This is a genomic window from Flagellimonas rhodophyticola (assembly GCF_049332665.1).
Lineage (GTDB): Bacteria > Bacteroidota > Bacteroidia > Flavobacteriales > Flavobacteriaceae > Flagellimonas.
Genome location: NZ_CP186326.1, coordinates 176990 through 193405 on the forward strand (window position 1 = coordinate 176990; position 16416 = coordinate 193405).

Below are 16416 nucleotides of genomic sequence, written 5' to 3' on the forward strand. Positions count from 1 at the left end.
TTATATTTGCACCCGCTTTATAGCATGGTACCTTAGCTCAGTTGGTAGAGCAACGGACTGAAAATCCGTGTGTCCCTGGTTCGATTCCTGGAGGTACCACAAGAAAAAACCACAATTATCTGATAAAAGGATATTGTGGTTTTCTTGTTTTTATCGGGTTTTGGAAATTCTATTCCACCTCAACAATCATTTCAATTTCAACGGCAATGTTGGTCGGAAGTGAACCCATTCCCACGGCTGCTCTTGCATGCTTTCCTTTGTCGCCAAAAACCTGCACCATTAAATCCGAATATCCGTTTACAACCTTTGGGTGATCCGTAAAGTCTGGGGTGGCATTGACCATTCCAAGCACTTTTACAATTCGTTTTACTTTGCTTAAATCGCCCAGTTCGGCTTTTAACACAGAAAGTTGATTTATTCCTGTTACCCTAGCAGCATAGTATCCTTCCTCAATGGACAAATCTTCTCCCACTTTTCCCGTGATATACTCTCCGTTGGATTGCTTTGGCCCTTTTCCTGCTAAAAAAATCAGGTTTCCGGTACGAACCGCATTTACATAATTCGCTACCGGCGCAGATGGTGTACTTAATTCAATACCGAGCTCCTTTAGTTTGCCCTCGGGGTCATAATCGGAAGTTTTTGCTTCAACAACTTCATCAGTTTGAGGGATTTCTTCTTTTTTCTCATTGGATATTACACAGGACACTGTCAACAATAAAAGAAGTGCTCCTTTAAGAATGGCTTTCATGGTCATCTATTTTATTGGATTCGTATAAAATTAAGCGTTTTCCAGAACTTCCTTAACTCTTTGTGCTACGATTCTTTCTTGACCAGGAACCATCATCCATGTTGTAATGCCTATGGTATCTTTATTTCCTACCGTAGCAATGGACGGGTGACCATCCTTCAATTTTTTTCGAGCTTCTTCCGCTGTGATTTTAACCATCTTTTCATCCCATTGGATTCGTAAGGATGGAACATGATTGGCATGCGGCGGCACATGAATTTCGGTCTTTACTCCATTAACCGACAAGGCACTATCACTAATCAATTTGATCTGACTTTCCCAAAGTTTCCATTCTGCATCATGATCTCTTTGTAAATAGGTTTCTATTGCGGCCAACATTCCCAACACTTCTTCTTTGTTCACCTTCATACCTCTACCAATAGTAGTCCCTCTTGGTGGTGTATGCAGTCGGGCTGCCTCAATATATTTGCGTTTACCCAATAGAAGTCCAGCACTTTGTGGGCCTCGTATTCCTTTTCCACCAGAAAAAGCAACCAAATCAAATCCCATTTTAGTAAACTTAAAAAGGTTTTCAACCGGTGGTACATCAGCGGCACAATCAATAAAGGTTGGTATTCCATGTTTTTTGCCCAAGGCAACAAACTCTTCCCTTTTTATTTCTCCTTCTTCGGTATTAGCATTCAGAAACCATAGCATCGCCGTTTTCTTGCTGATAGCTTTTTCAAGTTCCTCTGCGGTTTTCACCCATACTAATTTGGCTCCAACATTGGTCAAAGCCTTGGAATATCCAATATTATGGGATTCCTGAAGGATAACCTCATTTTTTAAACCCGTGGTATCCGGCAACTGGGCAACAATTTTTTCGTCCATTCCGGCTAAGATTCCAGCCATCCCAATAGACATCGCTCCGAAAGCACCTGAAGTTACTGTTGCATACTCACATTCCAACAATTCAGCAAGTCGTTCTCCAACTTTATCTTGGAGTTCATCTAAATCTACATACTCAGTGGCTCCAAATGTAATGGCCGACAGCACATTATCGGACATTAGGGAGCCTGTCATGGATGTGTATGTACCAGCAGCATTAATGAACGTCCGTATTCCCAATTCTTTAAAAAAGTTTCGAGATGCCGTAGTTTCTACTGCCCCTTGCATCATTTGCGGTGTAAGAAGACCTGCCCCAACTAATCCCCCTACTACAGGAAGGCTGGAAATCGTCTTCAAAAGTTTTCTTCTGGTAAGCTTATTTTCTGATTTTTTCATTTTCCTGTGATTTAATCTAGTGACGCAATACAATCCATTTCCACCAATGAGTTCCCTGGGACCCCTCCATAAACTGCTACGGTGGTTCGTACTGGTGGGTTTTCACCAAAACGTCCGCGATATACAGAGTTCATTCCATGGTAGTCTTCCAAATCGTGCAGGTACACATTTACCTTTAACACCTTATCCATGGAAGAACCATTCTTCACTAGTTCCTTTTCAATTTCCTTAAGTACATGATCGGTATGGGATTTAATATCTCCCTCGAAATGAGCTCCTTTTCCCGCTACATACAGTGTATTGCCATGTTTAACCGCTCCTGAGAACAATGGAACCTTTTTGTCCTGTACAATTTCGCCAACAACCTCTTTTTTAGGTTTTTCATCTTTGGTCATTGCTTTTGCAGTTCCCACACCTAGTATGGCTGCCAGGCCCATTCCCATTTTTTTAAATGCCGATCTTCTATCTGTTTTTTTCATTTTTATAGTGCGTTGGTTATTATTATTTTGACATTCTCCACGAAGTGATTACCACATACGTTTTTTCAACAGTTCTCGAACTTGTTCCTTTGGAACGGGAAGTTCATCGATATGACTTCTTAACCATTGGGAAAAGTCTTTTTCAATCTCCTCGGTCCATTTGTTATCGATTTGTCCTGGAGTATATTTTCCTTCTTTCAATCTAGAGATTCCGAACAAATCACGAAGACTAACTACCTCGGAAGTCACTACCACCTTTTCTGCCAAGTGCGAAGGAATAAACATTACCCCCTCTTTCTTTGCCAAAACGATATCTCCAGGAAGCACGGTGGCCGCTCCCATACGGATTGGCGCATTGATACTGAGCAGCATAACCTCAGTTAGAAAAGATGGGTCCCACCCTCTAACAAAGGCATTGAATCCTTCAATTTCAGACAATCCTTCCATGTCCCTACTGGACGCATTGAATACTACTCCGTTCTTTGATTTGGCATAGATTGAATTCCCAAGGTTATCTCCAATCAAAGTTCCGTTTACAATTTTTCCAAAAGCATCGGCTACATACACATCTCCCTCGACCAACATGTCAATGGGCCAGGAATTGGTATTCCCTATTCGGCCATCGGCTTTTCCCTTTTTCTTGATTTGGTCAGCTACATCTGGTCTGTTGGGCATGTATTGTACGGTTAGGGCTCGACCCACAATAGGCACATCATCATGTAACGGTTGCCAACCACTTTCAAACTGGTTGTGATAGCCTTCATTACGCAATACTCCCCATGCTTCTTCGATGGTTACTTTTTTCATTCGTTGTAGAACGTCATCGGCTACTTTTGGCCTTCCGTCTTCAAATCTCTCTCCTGTCCATTGGGGCGTTAGGAATTCCATTTGTTCCTTGGTCAGAGTTTGAGCTGTCATGCTGCCAAAAGACAGTAAAGCCACTACTATGGCAAGCGTCAGTTGATATCTTAAATTCCGTATTGAAAAGTTGGTCTGATTCATCCGCTTCTTATGTTTCTTTAGATTCATTGGTTTTTTTATTTGGATCTTTATCTCGCCACCATGTTGCTAAAGAAGACCCGGAAATATTCATCCATGGTCCAAATACAGCGGAAGCTAATCCAATAGTTCCTATTTTACCCATTTCCAAGGCTATACCAGAGGCCAGTCCACCATTTTGCATTCCTACTTCGAGGGCAATTGTACGACAGTCTTGTTCTTTCATTTTTAGAGCTCGACACGACCAGTAACCCAAGAAATACCCCGAAATATTGTGAAAGATGGCCGCAAGAAATAAGAAAAGGCCAATTGTAAGCAAGCTATCTCTTCCGGCAGCTGTAACTATCGCAACAGTCATTGCAATGGCCGCCATCGAAAAAACGGGCATAGCTCTATCCAGCCATTTGGCCTTCCCATGAAAGAAGTAGTTAAATAGTAATCCTGCGATGATTGGAAGAATTACAATTTTGGAAATACTGATCATCATTCCCAAGAAATCTATGGGCACAAACTGACCGGCAAAGGTTTCCATTAACAAAGGGGTCATTAGAGGTGCCAGTACTGTAGAAATTGCTGTAAGGGTCACCGATAAAGCCAGATTTGCCTTAGCCAAGTAAGCCATTACATTTGATGCCAGTCCGCTCGGAGATGATCCGATTAAGACTACACCGGCTGCTATCTCTGGAGGGAACCTGAACAAACTTGCAATTGCAAATCCCAAAACCGGCATAATGGTAAACTGACAAATCAATCCAACAAGCACGCCTTTTGGCATTTTTACAACACCAACAAAATCTTTTATACTCATTGCTGTTCCCATTCCGAACATGATTATCTGCAAAAGTGGAACTATCAATGATTTAAGCTGAAAGTCACCCACATTCGTAAAAAAGGAAGGGTAGTACATTGAAGCTGCTACCGCCGCAAACACGAGTACTGTAAAAGAGAAACCTTTGAATTTTACATGACCTCGTATACCCAAAGCAAGCGATAGGAAAAAGGTAACAATAAAAGGTCCTGCTTGGGCTCCTTTTCCCAAAACAAGCATTACAATGGATGCAAGCAGGAAAATGAGGGAGGCAATTAATAAAATTTGGTATTGTTTTTTCATTTGGTTGGTATTCATTTAAGTATTTATTCGTTCCAGATTGTGCTGGCCATCCCGTTCAGGTCCCATACTATATTTCCGTCACGAATAGTCAATTCACATTCTAATTTTTGGTCACCCAATAGTTTTTTTCCTCTTGTGTCAACAAAGCCAAAATTGCCTTTTCTGAGATTCAAAATGGCCACATCGGCCACTGCCCCTTCCGACAAATGCCCTAAGTCTGGACGCTGAATTATCTGCGCTGGTTGCCAGGTGGAAGCAGCAATCACCTCTTTTAAAGGCATATTCATATTCAGGAATTTGGACATTACATTGATTTGACTTTTCATTCCTCCATTCATACTTCCTGTGTGCAAATCTGTGCTTATGGAATTGGGTTTAAATCCTTGTTTCATTGCAGGGATTGCCTGTTCAAACATAAAGCTTCCACCACCATGTCCCACATCGAAGATGATACCTCTTTTTTGTGCAGCAAAAGCATAGTCTCTTACTTTTCCATTCTGGTCTACAATCGGGGTTCTTCCCTTGACATTGGCGTAAGCATGTGTAAAAATATCTCCGGGACGGAGCTTTTCCATAAATAAAGTTTCTATTGACAACTCTGGATCGCTTCCTCCGAAATCAATCATAACGGGAATCTTGGCCAATCTCCCCGCCTCAACGACACGGTCCGTGGGTGTCCAATCAAACCCATTGTAATGTGCCAGTTTTACTCCAACCACTACTCCCGGGTATTGTTTTGCCACCAGAGCAGTCATTTTTGGGTCCATATCTGCGATATTTTGCTCTATGACCCCACCTTTCATTCCAGACCCAATAATATTGAGAAAGGATAACACTCGAGTCTTAGAGCGGTCAATGGTCTGCTTTTTAAACTGCTTGAAATTTTTCCATCCTGCACCGCCAACGTCAACGATGGTAGTTACTCCACTTCGGAAAGAAAATCCGTCCGGGGGCAAGGCAGTATCGCTATTACTTAAATACGCATCAGGTTCTGTACCATGAAAGTTATGGCTATGGATATCCAATAAGCCTGGAACTACATAAAACCCTTTGGCATTTAGTATCTGTTTTGCATTTTGTTCTGAAATCCTTGCTTCAACTTTTGCAATTTTCCCGTCATGAATAGCTACATCCATAACTTGATCGATTCCATTTTTGACATCAATGACATGTCCATCATTTATGAGTAGATCATACTTCTGGGCAATAACCTGACCACAAACAAATGCTGTAAGGATTATTGCGATGATGTTCTTGGTATATATTTTCATTTTTAGGTGTTGGTTTTATCAAACAATGATTCAAAGTAAATCAGATTGTTGGTTGCTTTTTTTGCTTATTCAGTTTGTTATATTCACTAAAGTACAATTTATGAGCCGTTTCGAATTTCCTCAACCTCTTCCGGCTCAATAGCACTCGCTTCGTTTCCGAAGTTTGAGCGTATGTAGGTCAAAACGTCTGCAATTTCCTTGTCAGAAAGAAAACTATGTTGAGGCATAACTCCGTTATAGGTTTCGCCATGCACTTGGATGCTGCCTTCCATTCCTTCCAAAATAATTTTGATAAGTCTTTCTTTATCTCCTGTTACCCAATCTGTATTTGCGACGGGTGGAAATCTTCCCGTGGCCCCTCCTCCATTTTTTTGGTGACATGCACTACAGTAAGTATAGTAGGTTTTTGCTCCTCCGTCAATATCATCCTGCATCAAATTATCTTTTATCCTATCTGGTGTTCGAATATGAGATAATTCTTTTCTTTTTTCCATTTGGGCCAATTGCTCTTCTCCAAACGTCGACCTATCACCGGTATATACAACCTTCCAAATTTTACCCTTCACGGAATCTGAAATGTACATATCTCCTTTAGGTCCAAATGCAATTCCCATCGGGCGATACATTGCATCATTAACACTTTCCAAAGGATCTACTCCTGCGAAACCATCTACAAATACCTCCCAATCACCCGAAGGTTTGCCATCTTTAAAGGGAACAAAACCAACGAAATAACCAGATTGCGGATATGGCGCCCTGTTTGTAGAACCATGGAATGCTATGAAAGCTCCGTTTTTATAATGTTCTGGAAAAGCATCTCCTTCATAAAATACCAAATCGTTTGGTGCCCAATGTCCAGGAAAGCCCACGATAGGATCATCGTATTGATCACATCTCCCTACAGTTTCTCCGTCTCCGCCATATTCAGGTGCAAGTACTTTTTTCTCCTTGATTTGATCATAATAGCAATACGGCCATCCAAAGTCTGACCCTTCAGTTACCTTAATGAATTCTTCCGAAGGCAGCAAAGCACTCTGCCAAGGGTCATATCTGTCTGGAAACAATCGTAATAAATCGTCACGACCATGCATCACAACGTAAAGGTTCTTATCGGTTGGATTCCAATTCATCGCCACAACACTTCGTATGCCCGAGGCATACTTGTATCCATCTTTTTGAGTCTGTCCCAATTTATTGGCATCAAATCGCCAAATACCTCCATGCTGTTCGAGTTGGGGACAAGGATCCAAACCAGGTGCACCAGGTGTTCTTTTTGGACTCTGACAAGCATTTGAGGGAGCTCCAAAAGGTATATACATATGCCCTTCATCATCAAATGCCAGTGGTTTTCCTATGTGTTCATGCTTGCCGTGGGGATGGTCATCGGTAAATACAATTTCCATCTCTCCTTCCGGAACCAAAGTACCTGGTTTTAGCTTGTATCGATACACCACCAATTCTGAACTGAAGTACAAGTATCCGTTATAGATTCTCATTGCCGTGGCATAGCTCCATCGCTGACTGGTTCTGTAAGAACCAAATCGTTCTATATTATCTGCTGCCCCATCATTATTAGTATCCTGCAAAACGGTTATGGACCCCATATCGCTGGAGTTCCTAAGTTTGGCATACAAGTACCCATTTTCGGATACTGCCATATGTCTGACTTTTCCCTCGGTACTGTCCACCACAACCATAGCTTCAAATCCATCTGGAAGAAAAAGTCCCCCATTTAAAGGGCCTTCTTTTTTGGAGCAACTAACAAGTAGGATAATTACTAGAATACAGTATAGCAGTCTTTTTACATGAAAGACAAAAAGTATGGGTGTTACTACTTTGTTCATATAATTTTTTGGTTGGTCCTCCATGGTTTTGCCACCGCATCGCCATCAATCTGGAAATATGCAATAAGCTATTGTTTTAACCACCTTTAAACAAAAGATTTAGACCAAAGACCATGAGCTATATCTGTTCAACACTATTCTACCCATCATTGCCTTCAATTTAATATGAAGGAGTTAACCGAGAATCTATTTTAAGAGACTATTACCAGATTGAATTATTCAAATATCAGCTCGCCAAAATACTCTGGGCGATGAAAATCTGGTTTTTCTGAATCTATAGGGTTCCAGCTTAAGTAATGCCTTTCGGAAGTGGCGTCCCCACATTTGTAAAAATTTCCGCGAGCTTTGAGCCCCTTTAACTCAATTCCGGGGTTATGGGTCAAAATCTCGGCAGGTAGAATTATTGTAATTTCCCAAGTATGTCCGCCAGTTTTTTCCTTGAAAGGTTGAGTTCCCAAAGATGATTCTGTTTTAAGAGTTTCTTCGATCAGCTCAGGAGAAATAAATTTCCGGGATTTTCTTTCAGGACCATGAGCCAGAAGGGTGGTGCCGATGCAGTTGATTTCAAAATTATAATAATTTCCATCTGCTATTGGGTCAAAGAAGAACTCAACGCAACTGTCTTTAAAAACATAGCTATTGGATTCTGTTTTTTCAGCCAAAATATTTGCTTCTTCTACCTCATATTTTAACCAAATCTGGTTGTTGCTATGGGCAATTTTAAACCCAACCTTTGGCTTGTACTGATAGTCTTTCCAATTTAAAACTTCCACTAAATGGGTTTCAGCATGTTCATCCAGTAATTGGGAAACGTTTTTGGGATTTATATCGCCATCAAACTCAATTTCCCTAACAATCAATTTTTTATTCACAGAAGAGGTTTTGGCATTGCATGCTACAAGAATTAACGATGCTAAAAAAAAACGGATTGCGCTCCTGTACATGCGAAAGTTTTGGTTCAATTTTCTAAAAGTATAAAATACGTTTCTTTTATTTTTACAAATAATTCTGTTAACCTCTTGCAGGATTCTTAATTATTTCATAAATATGAAAATCGAATACCAGTATAGGTAGAAAATATGAAACTAAGGCTTATATTTAGCCGATCTAGATTAATTTTAAATAAAAATGACCGAGGAGTTATTAGAAAAGGCAAAAGAGTTTGAAGGTAGAACTTTAAGTCATATGTCAACAAGCGATAGAGTGGCCGCTTCACGCGAAGCCAAAAGCTTGATACTTTCCATAAACGAGATTTATAAAGAGACCAAAGACTCCAATTTGATGGATGTCATGAAAAGTCTTACTGAGAAAAAGCGTAAGATTGAAAAGCGTCTAAAAGGAACCCCGTTGGTATAATTGTCCATTTTTTGCTTTTATTTCATTCTTAAATGAAACTATCTGTATAAGCAGTCATAGTGCCATTTAAGCTATTTGTATTGTGCTTTTTGGAAAATTTCTCCAAATGCAATCTACAGCATAATTAGCCCCAATTACATCGTTTTCCATACCAGAAATATAATTGCAGATTTTTGAGGGCTTCATTTCAATAATTTTGGGATATAAATAAAATCTCAACCAAGAATAAATACTTTTGAAATGAACACTGTTGATGAAAAATTGGGCTACTTCTTCTGGTATTCTGTAATAGCATGCTCTTTAGCTTCGCTCTTTAACAGCCTGTACCATTATTTTTTTTAGAACCACAATTAAGGGCTTAAACCCTACTTTGCCCTGTGTCTCATAAAAAAGGCTGCACATATGTGCAGCCTTTTTTTCTTTGTGATCTTATCCTTTGATTTCCAGAATCTGACGAACCATCTGATTCGTAAAACCCCATTCGTTATCATACCATGTCATTACTTTCAGCAAATCACCGTCCACCACCCTTGTCATTGCCAAATCCACAGTGGAAGCATATGGGCTTTGAATGATATCCGATGACACAATAGGTTCATCCGTGGTATCCAAAACGTCGGCATAGCGCGCAGTCTTGGCCTCTTCAATAAGTATTTGATTGACCTCTTCTGCGGATACTGGTCTTTCCGTAACAAAAGTAAGGTCAGAAATAGACCCTACTGGAACAGGCACCCGTATCGCGACACCATCAAATTTCCCGGCATATTCAGGAAGTGCTTTGGTGGTAGCAATCGCGGCTCCAGTAGTAGTAGGAATCAAGTTTTGTGCTCCTGCTCTTCCCATCCTAAAATTTTTCTGCGAAGGTGCATCCACAATTCCTTGGGAAGCCGTGTATGCATGTACCGTGGTCATAATGGCCTTTTTAATTCCAATTCTTCGTCCTAAAACTTCTACAACCGGACTGATATTATTGGTAGTACAGCTTGCACAAGAAAAAACATTTGTCTTTCCGGCTTCGCCGTTAACACCGTGCACTACCGTAGGGGTATCCACACTTTTGGTCGGAGCCGAAATTATTACTGTTTTCGCTCCTGCTTTCAAATGTCTTTCAGCATCTTCTCCGCTTGTAAAAACACCCGTACTTTCAATAACTAAATCTACGCTATGTTCTTTCCAAGGTAACTCTTCCGGTGTTCTTATGGAGGAGTAACTGATTTTATTGCCGTCAACAATCAGGCTATCTGGTTCATGCGACACTTTTTTATCGTATACTCCATAAACGGTATCGTACTTCAATAAGTAAGCTGTATTTTCAATGGAAATAATATCATTGACAGCTACCACTTCCAGTCCTGGTGTTTCGTTGATTACCTTCAACGCAGCCCGACCAATTCGGCCCATTCCATTTATTCCTATTCTCATTTTGATGTTCTTAATAGTTATTAATTGTTTGAATCCTATTAGTCTGAAAATGACCGTTTAAATTACAATTTTAATCGCCTAAAAAGGGTGAGATAGAAAGTGAGGTATTTTGAAGAAAAATGTCCTACCAGACAGATTCCATTAGTTGCACGTGAATATCTTCGATGCTGGATGTATTATCCATATTCTCAATAATCAGTTCGTTGTATGGTTCTGTTGGAAAAATTTGGGAAGTCATCACGTAGAGTCCATCATCTATGAAAACTTCAATGGAAGACCAATCTATTAAGATTCTTACATTGAAGGGTCCATCTCCAAGATTGTCGACGGGCATATGATGTAATTTGTTTCCAAACTCAGACTGAAAGTTCACCTGCCCAGACTTCATCCTATTCAACAAAACATGCTTGTTTTTAGAATCCATGGTCAGCTCTAACCTTTCATCTTGTTCGTTTTTCCAAGTAAGTTTAAAGTCCTTTGACGTTGACCGGAATTGCAACTGTGTTTGGTTCAGGTTTTCAATCTTTATCTGCTCAGCACCAGTTTCTGAAATGCTCATATCTTTTGCTAAAACCGTTTCTGCTAACGATTCAACCTGCTTTAGCGGGTAATTCACAAGCATGTAGTCTTCTCCAACTTTTCTCAACGAAAGTTTACGTGGTAAGGTCATAGCACTCCGCCACTTTTTTGTAGGAGTATCTCGGGCATAATCCCAATTGCTCATCCAACCAATAAAAATACGATCGTCCTCAGGTACATTGTTATATGTTACTCCAGCGTAATTATCTGTTCCTAAATCCAACCATTTATGGTCTTTCTGATCAGATTTGAATCTTTTACCATCAAATTCACCAACAAAATATTGGGTTCCACTGCCACCATTGGGTGCTCCTGGATTGATGCTAATGATAAGTATCCATTTCTCCTCATCTGATCCTTCCACTTTTAAAGGAAATAGGTCTGGACATTCCCAAACTCCACCATGTGCCCCTTGGTTCTTTCCAAAATCGCTCAGATGGTTCCATTCTTTCAGGTCTTTGGAGGAATAGAATTTAGCATGATCTCCGGCTACCAAGGCCATAATCCAGCGTTCTGTTTCCTTATGCCAAAATACCTTTGGGTCTCTAAAATCCTTTATGCCATTGTTCCCGATAACCGGGTTGCCTTTATACTTGGTCCAAGTTTCTCCATTATCAAGACTATACGCAATTCCCTGAGTCTGGTAATCATTTCTTCCTGCCGTTTCACCTGCCATAAGGTGATAAGTAAATACGGCAACTAGCGGAGTTTCTCCATTTGCGGCAAATCCAGAAGTATTATTGTGGTCGACCACTGCACTACCAGAAAAAATGAGCCCATGTTCATCCGGGTAGAGTGCAATTGGTTTGTGTTCCCAGTGTAACATATCCTTGCTTGTTGCATGACCCCAGTGCATGGGACCCCAGACAATATCTTCAGGATAGTATTGATAAAATAAATGATACACCCCATCATGATAAACAAGACCATTGGGGTCGTTCATCCATTTCTCCTCAGGCGAAAAATGAAACTGTGGGCGATATTCTTCAACGTAATTCTTCATTTCTTGTGGTGGGGGAACAAGTTCTTCATTAGTCTTTTTCCTACAAGAACTTAATAGTACAATGATACAGAAAGTAGCTGTTATTTTATTCATGCTGAATAAGAAATTTAAACTTTAAGATAGCATATATATATCGCAATATGGTAAAATGTTATTTTTGAATTCACTTTGTCAATTGCTTCGAGCGCCAAAATTTTGATTTTACCTCACTTTTTTGGTAAGTATTGATTTGAAGTTTTGACTAATCCCGGATAATGACCTACTACAATATTTAGCTTTTGAAGATAAAGAAAAATCTACTTCTCATTTTTACCCGAAATCCTGAACTTGGAAAGTGTAAAACCAGACTTGCCGCTACAATTGGTGACCATGCAGCATTGGAAATTTACAAATTCTTGCTTAATCATACGGTAACGATAACCAAAAATCTTGGTGGGGAAAAACACGTTTATTATTCCGAATGTGTATGGGAAAACGATATTTGGGACAATCTACGCTTTGATAAAAAATTGCAACAAGGTGATGACCTGGGGCAACGCATGCAGAACGCATTCGAAAATGGATTTAATTCTGGTTTTGAAAAAATCATTATTATTGGAAGTGATATGTACGATCTTTCACAATCCGATTTGGAAGAGGCTTTTTCAAAGCTTGAAGCCAACGAATTTGTTATAGGGCCTGCAGAAGATGGTGGTTATTACCTATTGGGAATGACAGCCTTGAACCATAGTGTATTTCAAAATAAATCTTGGGGCACAGAAACTGTGCTTTCAGATACAATTAACGATTTAAAGGACAAAAAGGTGTTTATGCTTCCCGCCAAAAATGATGTAGACCATTATGAGGACATCAAGGATATTGAAGCTTTTCAACCCTATTTAAAACATATAAAAGAATGACCAAGAAACAACTTGAAGAATCTGTTGCTTATTTAAAAAACAAAGGTTTCGATGCTCCAGAAATTGGAATTGTTTTGGGCACCGGCCTGGGGCAACTGGTGAATGAGATAGAAAATCCGATTGAAGCGCACTACAATCATATTCCCTACTTTCCACTTGCCACGGTGGAATTCCATACGGGAAAGCTCATTTTTGGCACCATAGCTGGTAAAAAGGTTGTGGTCATGCAAGGCAGGTTTCATTTGTATGAAGGATATGATTTTCTAGATATCACCTACCCCATTCGGGTGATGCATCAATTGGGTATTCAAAAGTTGTTTGTGTCCAATGCTGCTGGGGCCATTAACCTCAATTTTAAGAAAGGTGATATTATGCTTATCGAAGATCACATCAATTTACAAGGAGGTTCTCCATTGGCATTCAAAAATGTGGCCGAATTCGGAGATCGCTTTGTTGACATGGCGGAACCGTATGATCTGGATATGCGCAATAAGATTGAGAAGATTGCCAAAGAAGAAGGTATCTCACTAAAAAAGGGAGTATATGCTTCTGTTGTAGGGCCTCAACTAGAAACCAAAGCGGAATATCGAATGTTGAAAATTTTAGGTGCAGATGCCGTCGGAATGAGTACCGTTCCCGAAGTAATTGTTGCCAATCATTTACGACTACCTATTATAGCACTGTCTGTTTTAACAGATGAATGCGATCCTGATAATTTGCAACCGGTTAATATTCAGGAAATTATTGAAATAGCGGGTAACACCGAACCAAAAATGATCCAATTGTTCAAAGAATTAATAAAGACGATATGAGTTATTTAGAAGCAACGCAAGACCTCTATAAAGAAGCAGCCCTAACCCCAGATGTTGGGCTTTGCTGCACCACCAATCCAGTTTGGCAATTTCCTGGACTTTCCATTCCCAAAATCATGCAAGACATGAATTATGGTTGCGGAAGCACTGTTTCTGCCCAGGATTTGATCAACAACCCCAAAGTACTTTATGTCGGTGTTGGCGGTGGAATGGAACTACTCCAGTTTGCATATTTCTCAAGACAAAAAGGAGGAATAACCGGAGTCGATTCTGTAGACGAAATGCTGGAAGCTTCGCGAAAGAACTTTGAAGTCGCTGAAGAAGAAAATGATTGGTTTAAAAGTGAATTCGTAGACTTGGTCAAAGGTGATGCCTTAAATCTTCCTGTGGCCGATGAAAGTATAGATGTTGCTGCACAAAATTGTCTTTTCAACATCTTTAAAATGGATGATCTCAAAAAAGCTGTTGCTGAAATGTATCGTGTTCTAAAGCCGCATGGACGATTGGTTATGAGTGATCCAACCTGCGAGCAACCCATGAATGATGAACTTAGAAACGATGATAGACTTCGTGCATTATGTTTGAGCGGAAGTATTCCAATCAAAGATTATGTAAAAGTCCTCACTGATGCTGGTTTTGGAACTATCGAAATCAGGGCTCGAAAATCGTATAGAGTACTTTCTCCCAACCATTACCCTACAGATGAACTCATCCACATTGAGTCCATTGAAATAGCAGCCATTAAGGATCCTATGCCAGCAGATGGCCCTTGTATGTTTACTGGAAAAACAGCTATTTATTATGGTGACGAAGAGTACTTCGATGATGGTCTGGGGCATGTATTGGTGCAAAATCAGCCTTTAGCGGTATGCGATAAAACCGCAGCTGCGCTAGGGTCGGCTTCTGACCAAATTCACATTAGTGAAAGCACTTGGCATTATAATGGCGGTGGTTGCTGTTAGGTTTTTTTAAGACAAGCTGAAAGGTTAGGGCAGTTTTTAAGACTGTTCTATTGATTATACTTGAATCTTAAAAAGTAACCTATGAACTTACTGCTCAATGTAGTATTTGGGCTTTTTCTTCTTACTTGCAATGGCAAAGTTGAAAAACAACCACAAATCAAGCCTGAAAGCAATACTCCGATATCGATTCCCGTAGAAGAGGAAATGGCTAGCATCGCAAATGATAGCCTTCCCGAGCCAGAATCAGATACAGCGTTTGAAACTGCTCCGCCAGAGGCCAAACCTGAGGCCACACAAAAAAAGGTCATAGTGGAAGATACCCCGTTAAATGACAAAATTTGGGAACGTCTACTAAAAAAACATGTAGATGACAAAGGCAATGTCAACTACATTGGTTTTAAGGGTGACATAAATGAATTGGAGGTTTATTTAAGCCATATGGCCCAAAATCCACCTAAAAGTGTTTGGAGCAAGAACGAAAAACTGGCCTATTATATCAACCTTTATAATGCAGCAACAGTAAAGTTGATTGTAGATCACTACCCAGTAAAAAGTATCAAGGACATTCCAAATCGATGGAAGAAAAAATGGATAAAGGTAGGAGACGGAATAACCTCTTTGAACGATATTGAACACGAAGTGCTGCGTCAAATGAACGAGCCCAGGATTCATTTTGCGATCAACTGCGCTTCTTATTCTTGCCCAAAATTGTTGAATATTCCATTTACCCCTCAAAGCATGGAAAGGCTGCTATCAAAAACTGCTGTGGATTTTGTAAATGATAAATCCCGAAATAAGTTTGAAAATGGTTCTGCCCAACTCTCCAGAATTTTTAAGTGGTATAAAGGTGATTTTACAGAGGACGCAACTTTGTTGGAGTATATTAACCAATATTTGGAGAATCCTGTTGACAAGAACGCCAAAGTTGTGTATTTAGATTATGATTGGAGCTTGAATGAGACAGAGTAACAATCTTTCTATAAGTATAGTAATCCCGGTTCTAAACGAAGAGGGATATATTGGAAACGTGCTTAAACATCTTAAAGAAACAAGTAATCCAAATATAATAAAGGAAATCATCTGTGTAGATGGTGGAAGTAGTGATAAAACCATGCGAGTCGCGGCCGACTTTGGCGCTGTCGTGATTCAATCAAAAAAAGGAAGGGCTCGACAGATGAACTTTGGAGCAAAACATGTAAAGGGTGAGATTCTTTACTTTTTGCATGCGGACACTTTGACGCCAAAAAACTTTGACACCATAATTGTCGACGCTATTAGGGAAGGTCACGAATCAGGTTGTTTTCGAATGCAATTCGATACCAAAAATCCAATTTTAAGATTCTTTGCCTATTTATCCCGAATAAACCACACCTTGTGTAGAGGTGGAGATCAATCCTTATTTATTAGACGAGAATTATTTGATAAGACCCAAGGTTTTAATGAAGATTATCTTATTTACGAAGATACTGAGTTTATAACTCGATTATACCAGCATACAAAATTCAAAGTTCTATCTGAGGCCGTAGTAACCTCAGCTAGAAAATACCGTGAAAAAGGCTGGGTACGAATTCAATTTCATTTTGGGATGATTCATCTAAAAAACTACTTTGGAGCCGGCCCAAAAGAGCTTTTCAGGTACTATTCTAAGCATATTTTAAACGGGTAGTA

The 16416-nt window shown here is 39.9% G+C and carries 16 protein-coding genes and 1 tRNA gene; 7 read left to right on the top strand and 10 right to left on the bottom strand.

The annotated features are described in order from the left end of the window. The first annotated feature begins 26 nt into the window (after nucleotides 1-26). Nucleotides 27-99: transfer RNA gene (locus tag ACOKFG_RS00760), tRNA-Phe, on the top strand. 70 nt (nucleotides 100-169) lie between these two features. On the opposite strand, the gene ACOKFG_RS00765 is transcribed toward ACOKFG_RS00760, so the two are convergent. From ACOKFG_RS00765 to ACOKFG_RS00800, 8 genes are all read right to left on the bottom strand, one after another. Beyond that, on the bottom strand, nucleotides 170-748 hold the full coding sequence (locus ACOKFG_RS00765) for a RidA family protein (RefSeq protein ID WP_299487601.1): 579 nt from the start codon (nucleotides 746-748) through the stop codon (nucleotides 170-172). Between the two features lie 30 nt (nucleotides 749-778). Then, nucleotides 779-2011: an aminotransferase class V-fold PLP-dependent enzyme gene (locus ACOKFG_RS00770; protein ID WP_299487599.1), complete on the bottom strand. Its 1233-nt coding sequence runs from the start codon at nucleotides 2009-2011 to the stop codon at nucleotides 779-781. A gap of 11 nt (nucleotides 2012-2022) precedes the next feature. Further along, nucleotides 2023-2490, bottom strand: coding sequence for a RidA family protein (locus ACOKFG_RS00775; RefSeq protein WP_298791959.1), 468 nt, complete (start codon nucleotides 2488-2490; stop codon nucleotides 2023-2025). A 48-nt stretch (nucleotides 2491-2538) separates the two neighbouring features. Further along, a complete protein-coding gene (locus tag ACOKFG_RS00780) occupies nucleotides 2539-3519 on the bottom strand; it encodes an RraA family protein (protein WP_299487597.1) in 981 nt (326 codons plus the stop codon). After that, complete coding sequence (locus ACOKFG_RS00785) at nucleotides 3500-4600, bottom strand: bile acid:sodium symporter family protein (RefSeq protein WP_299487595.1); 1101 nt, start codon at nucleotides 4598-4600, stop codon at nucleotides 3500-3502. The genes ACOKFG_RS00780 and ACOKFG_RS00785 overlap by 20 nt, the downstream gene beginning before the upstream one ends. A 23-nt stretch (nucleotides 4601-4623) precedes the next feature. Further along, nucleotides 4624-5871, bottom strand: coding sequence for an amidohydrolase/deacetylase family metallohydrolase (locus ACOKFG_RS00790; protein WP_422861684.1), 1248 nt, complete (start codon nucleotides 5869-5871; stop codon nucleotides 4624-4626). Nucleotides 5872-5969: 98 nt separating this feature from the next. Next, nucleotides 5970-7715 (bottom strand): PQQ-dependent sugar dehydrogenase, encoded by a 1746-nt coding sequence (locus ACOKFG_RS00795; RefSeq protein ID WP_422861685.1) that lies wholly within the window; start codon nucleotides 7713-7715, stop codon nucleotides 5970-5972. Between the two features lie 215 nt (nucleotides 7716-7930). Further along, complete coding sequence (locus tag ACOKFG_RS00800) at nucleotides 7931-8587, bottom strand: carbohydrate-binding family 9-like protein (RefSeq protein WP_298791969.1); 657 nt, start codon at nucleotides 8585-8587, stop codon at nucleotides 7931-7933. A gap of 256 nt (nucleotides 8588-8843) precedes the next feature. Between ACOKFG_RS00800 and ACOKFG_RS00805 the strand changes: the two genes are divergently transcribed. Continuing rightward, nucleotides 8844-9071 carry a hypothetical protein gene (locus ACOKFG_RS00805; RefSeq protein ID WP_298791970.1) on the top strand — a complete coding sequence of 76 codons (228 nt, stop codon included), beginning with the start codon at nucleotides 8844-8846 and terminating at the stop codon, nucleotides 9069-9071. A gap of 429 nt (nucleotides 9072-9500) precedes the next feature. On the opposite strand, the gene gap is transcribed toward ACOKFG_RS00805, so the two are convergent. Together gap and ACOKFG_RS00815 are read right to left on the bottom strand one after the other, a co-directional pair. Beyond that, nucleotides 9501-10493, bottom strand: coding sequence for a type I glyceraldehyde-3-phosphate dehydrogenase (gene gap / locus ACOKFG_RS00810; RefSeq protein WP_422861687.1), 993 nt, complete (start codon nucleotides 10491-10493; stop codon nucleotides 9501-9503). 124 nt (nucleotides 10494-10617) lie between these two features. After that, nucleotides 10618-12168, bottom strand: a complete 1551-nt coding sequence (locus tag ACOKFG_RS00815; RefSeq protein WP_422861688.1) for a glycoside hydrolase family 32 protein — start codon at nucleotides 12166-12168, stop codon at nucleotides 10618-10620. Nucleotides 12169-12359: 191 nt separating this feature from the next. Between ACOKFG_RS00815 and ACOKFG_RS00820 the strand changes: the two genes are divergently transcribed. From ACOKFG_RS00820 to ACOKFG_RS00840, 5 genes are all read left to right on the top strand, one after another. Further along, complete coding sequence (locus ACOKFG_RS00820; protein ID WP_422862171.1) at nucleotides 12360-12974, top strand: TIGR04282 family arsenosugar biosynthesis glycosyltransferase; 615 nt, start codon at nucleotides 12360-12362, stop codon at nucleotides 12972-12974. Beyond that, nucleotides 12971-13786, top strand: a complete 816-nt coding sequence (locus ACOKFG_RS00825; protein ID WP_298791976.1) for a purine-nucleoside phosphorylase — start codon at nucleotides 12971-12973, stop codon at nucleotides 13784-13786. The genes ACOKFG_RS00820 and ACOKFG_RS00825 overlap by 4 nt, the downstream gene beginning before the upstream one ends. Next, on the top strand, nucleotides 13783-14748 hold the full coding sequence (gene arsM / locus ACOKFG_RS00830; protein WP_298791978.1) for an arsenosugar biosynthesis arsenite methyltransferase ArsM: 966 nt from the start codon (nucleotides 13783-13785) through the stop codon (nucleotides 14746-14748). Before ACOKFG_RS00825 ends, arsM begins: the two co-directional genes overlap by 4 nt. A gap of 81 nt (nucleotides 14749-14829) precedes the next feature. After that, entirely contained in the window at nucleotides 14830-15717 is an 888-nt protein-coding gene (locus tag ACOKFG_RS00835) for a DUF547 domain-containing protein (protein ID WP_298791980.1), read from the top strand. Beyond that, a complete protein-coding gene (locus ACOKFG_RS00840; protein ID WP_298791982.1) occupies nucleotides 15704-16414 on the top strand; it encodes a TIGR04283 family arsenosugar biosynthesis glycosyltransferase in 711 nt (236 codons plus the stop codon). The genes ACOKFG_RS00835 and ACOKFG_RS00840 overlap by 14 nt, the downstream gene beginning before the upstream one ends. Nucleotides 16415-16416 lie beyond the last annotated feature (2 nt).

Coding starts and splice junctions, on each gene's coding strand:
- ACOKFG_RS00765 (WP_299487601.1), bottom strand. CDS start 748: ATGAAAGCCATTCTTAAAGGAGCACTTCTTTTATTGTTGACAGTGTCC.
- ACOKFG_RS00770 (WP_299487599.1), bottom strand. CDS start 2,011: ATGAAAAAATCAGAAAATAAGCTTACCAGAAGAAAACTTTTGAAGACG.
- ACOKFG_RS00775 (WP_298791959.1), bottom strand. CDS start 2,490: ATGAAAAAAACAGATAGAAGATCGGCATTTAAAAAAATGGGAATGGGC.
- ACOKFG_RS00780 (WP_299487597.1), bottom strand. CDS start 3,519: ATGAATCTAAAGAAACATAAGAAGCGGATGAATCAGACCAACTTTTCA.
- ACOKFG_RS00785 (WP_299487595.1), bottom strand. CDS start 4,600: ATGAAAAAACAATACCAAATTTTATTAATTGCCTCCCTCATTTTCCTG.
- ACOKFG_RS00790 (WP_422861684.1), bottom strand. CDS start 5,871: ATGAAAATATATACCAAGAACATCATCGCAATAATCCTTACAGCATTT.
- ACOKFG_RS00795 (WP_422861685.1), bottom strand. CDS start 7,715: ATGAACAAAGTAGTAACACCCATACTTTTTGTCTTTCATGTAAAAAGA.
- ACOKFG_RS00805 (WP_298791970.1), top strand. CDS start 8,844: ATGACCGAGGAGTTATTAGAAAAGGCAAAAGAGTTTGAAGGTAGAACT.
- gap (WP_422861687.1), bottom strand. CDS start 10,493: ATGAGAATAGGAATAAATGGAATGGGCCGAATTGGTCGGGCTGCGTTG.
- ACOKFG_RS00815 (WP_422861688.1), bottom strand. CDS start 12,168: ATGAATAAAATAACAGCTACTTTCTGTATCATTGTACTATTAAGTTCT.
- ACOKFG_RS00825 (WP_298791976.1), top strand. CDS start 12,971: ATGACCAAGAAACAACTTGAAGAATCTGTTGCTTATTTAAAAAACAAA.
- arsM (WP_298791978.1), top strand. CDS start 13,783: ATGAGTTATTTAGAAGCAACGCAAGACCTCTATAAAGAAGCAGCCCTA.
- ACOKFG_RS00835 (WP_298791980.1), top strand. CDS start 14,830: ATGAACTTACTGCTCAATGTAGTATTTGGGCTTTTTCTTCTTACTTGC.
- ACOKFG_RS00840 (WP_298791982.1), top strand. CDS start 15,704: ATGAGACAGAGTAACAATCTTTCTATAAGTATAGTAATCCCGGTTCTA.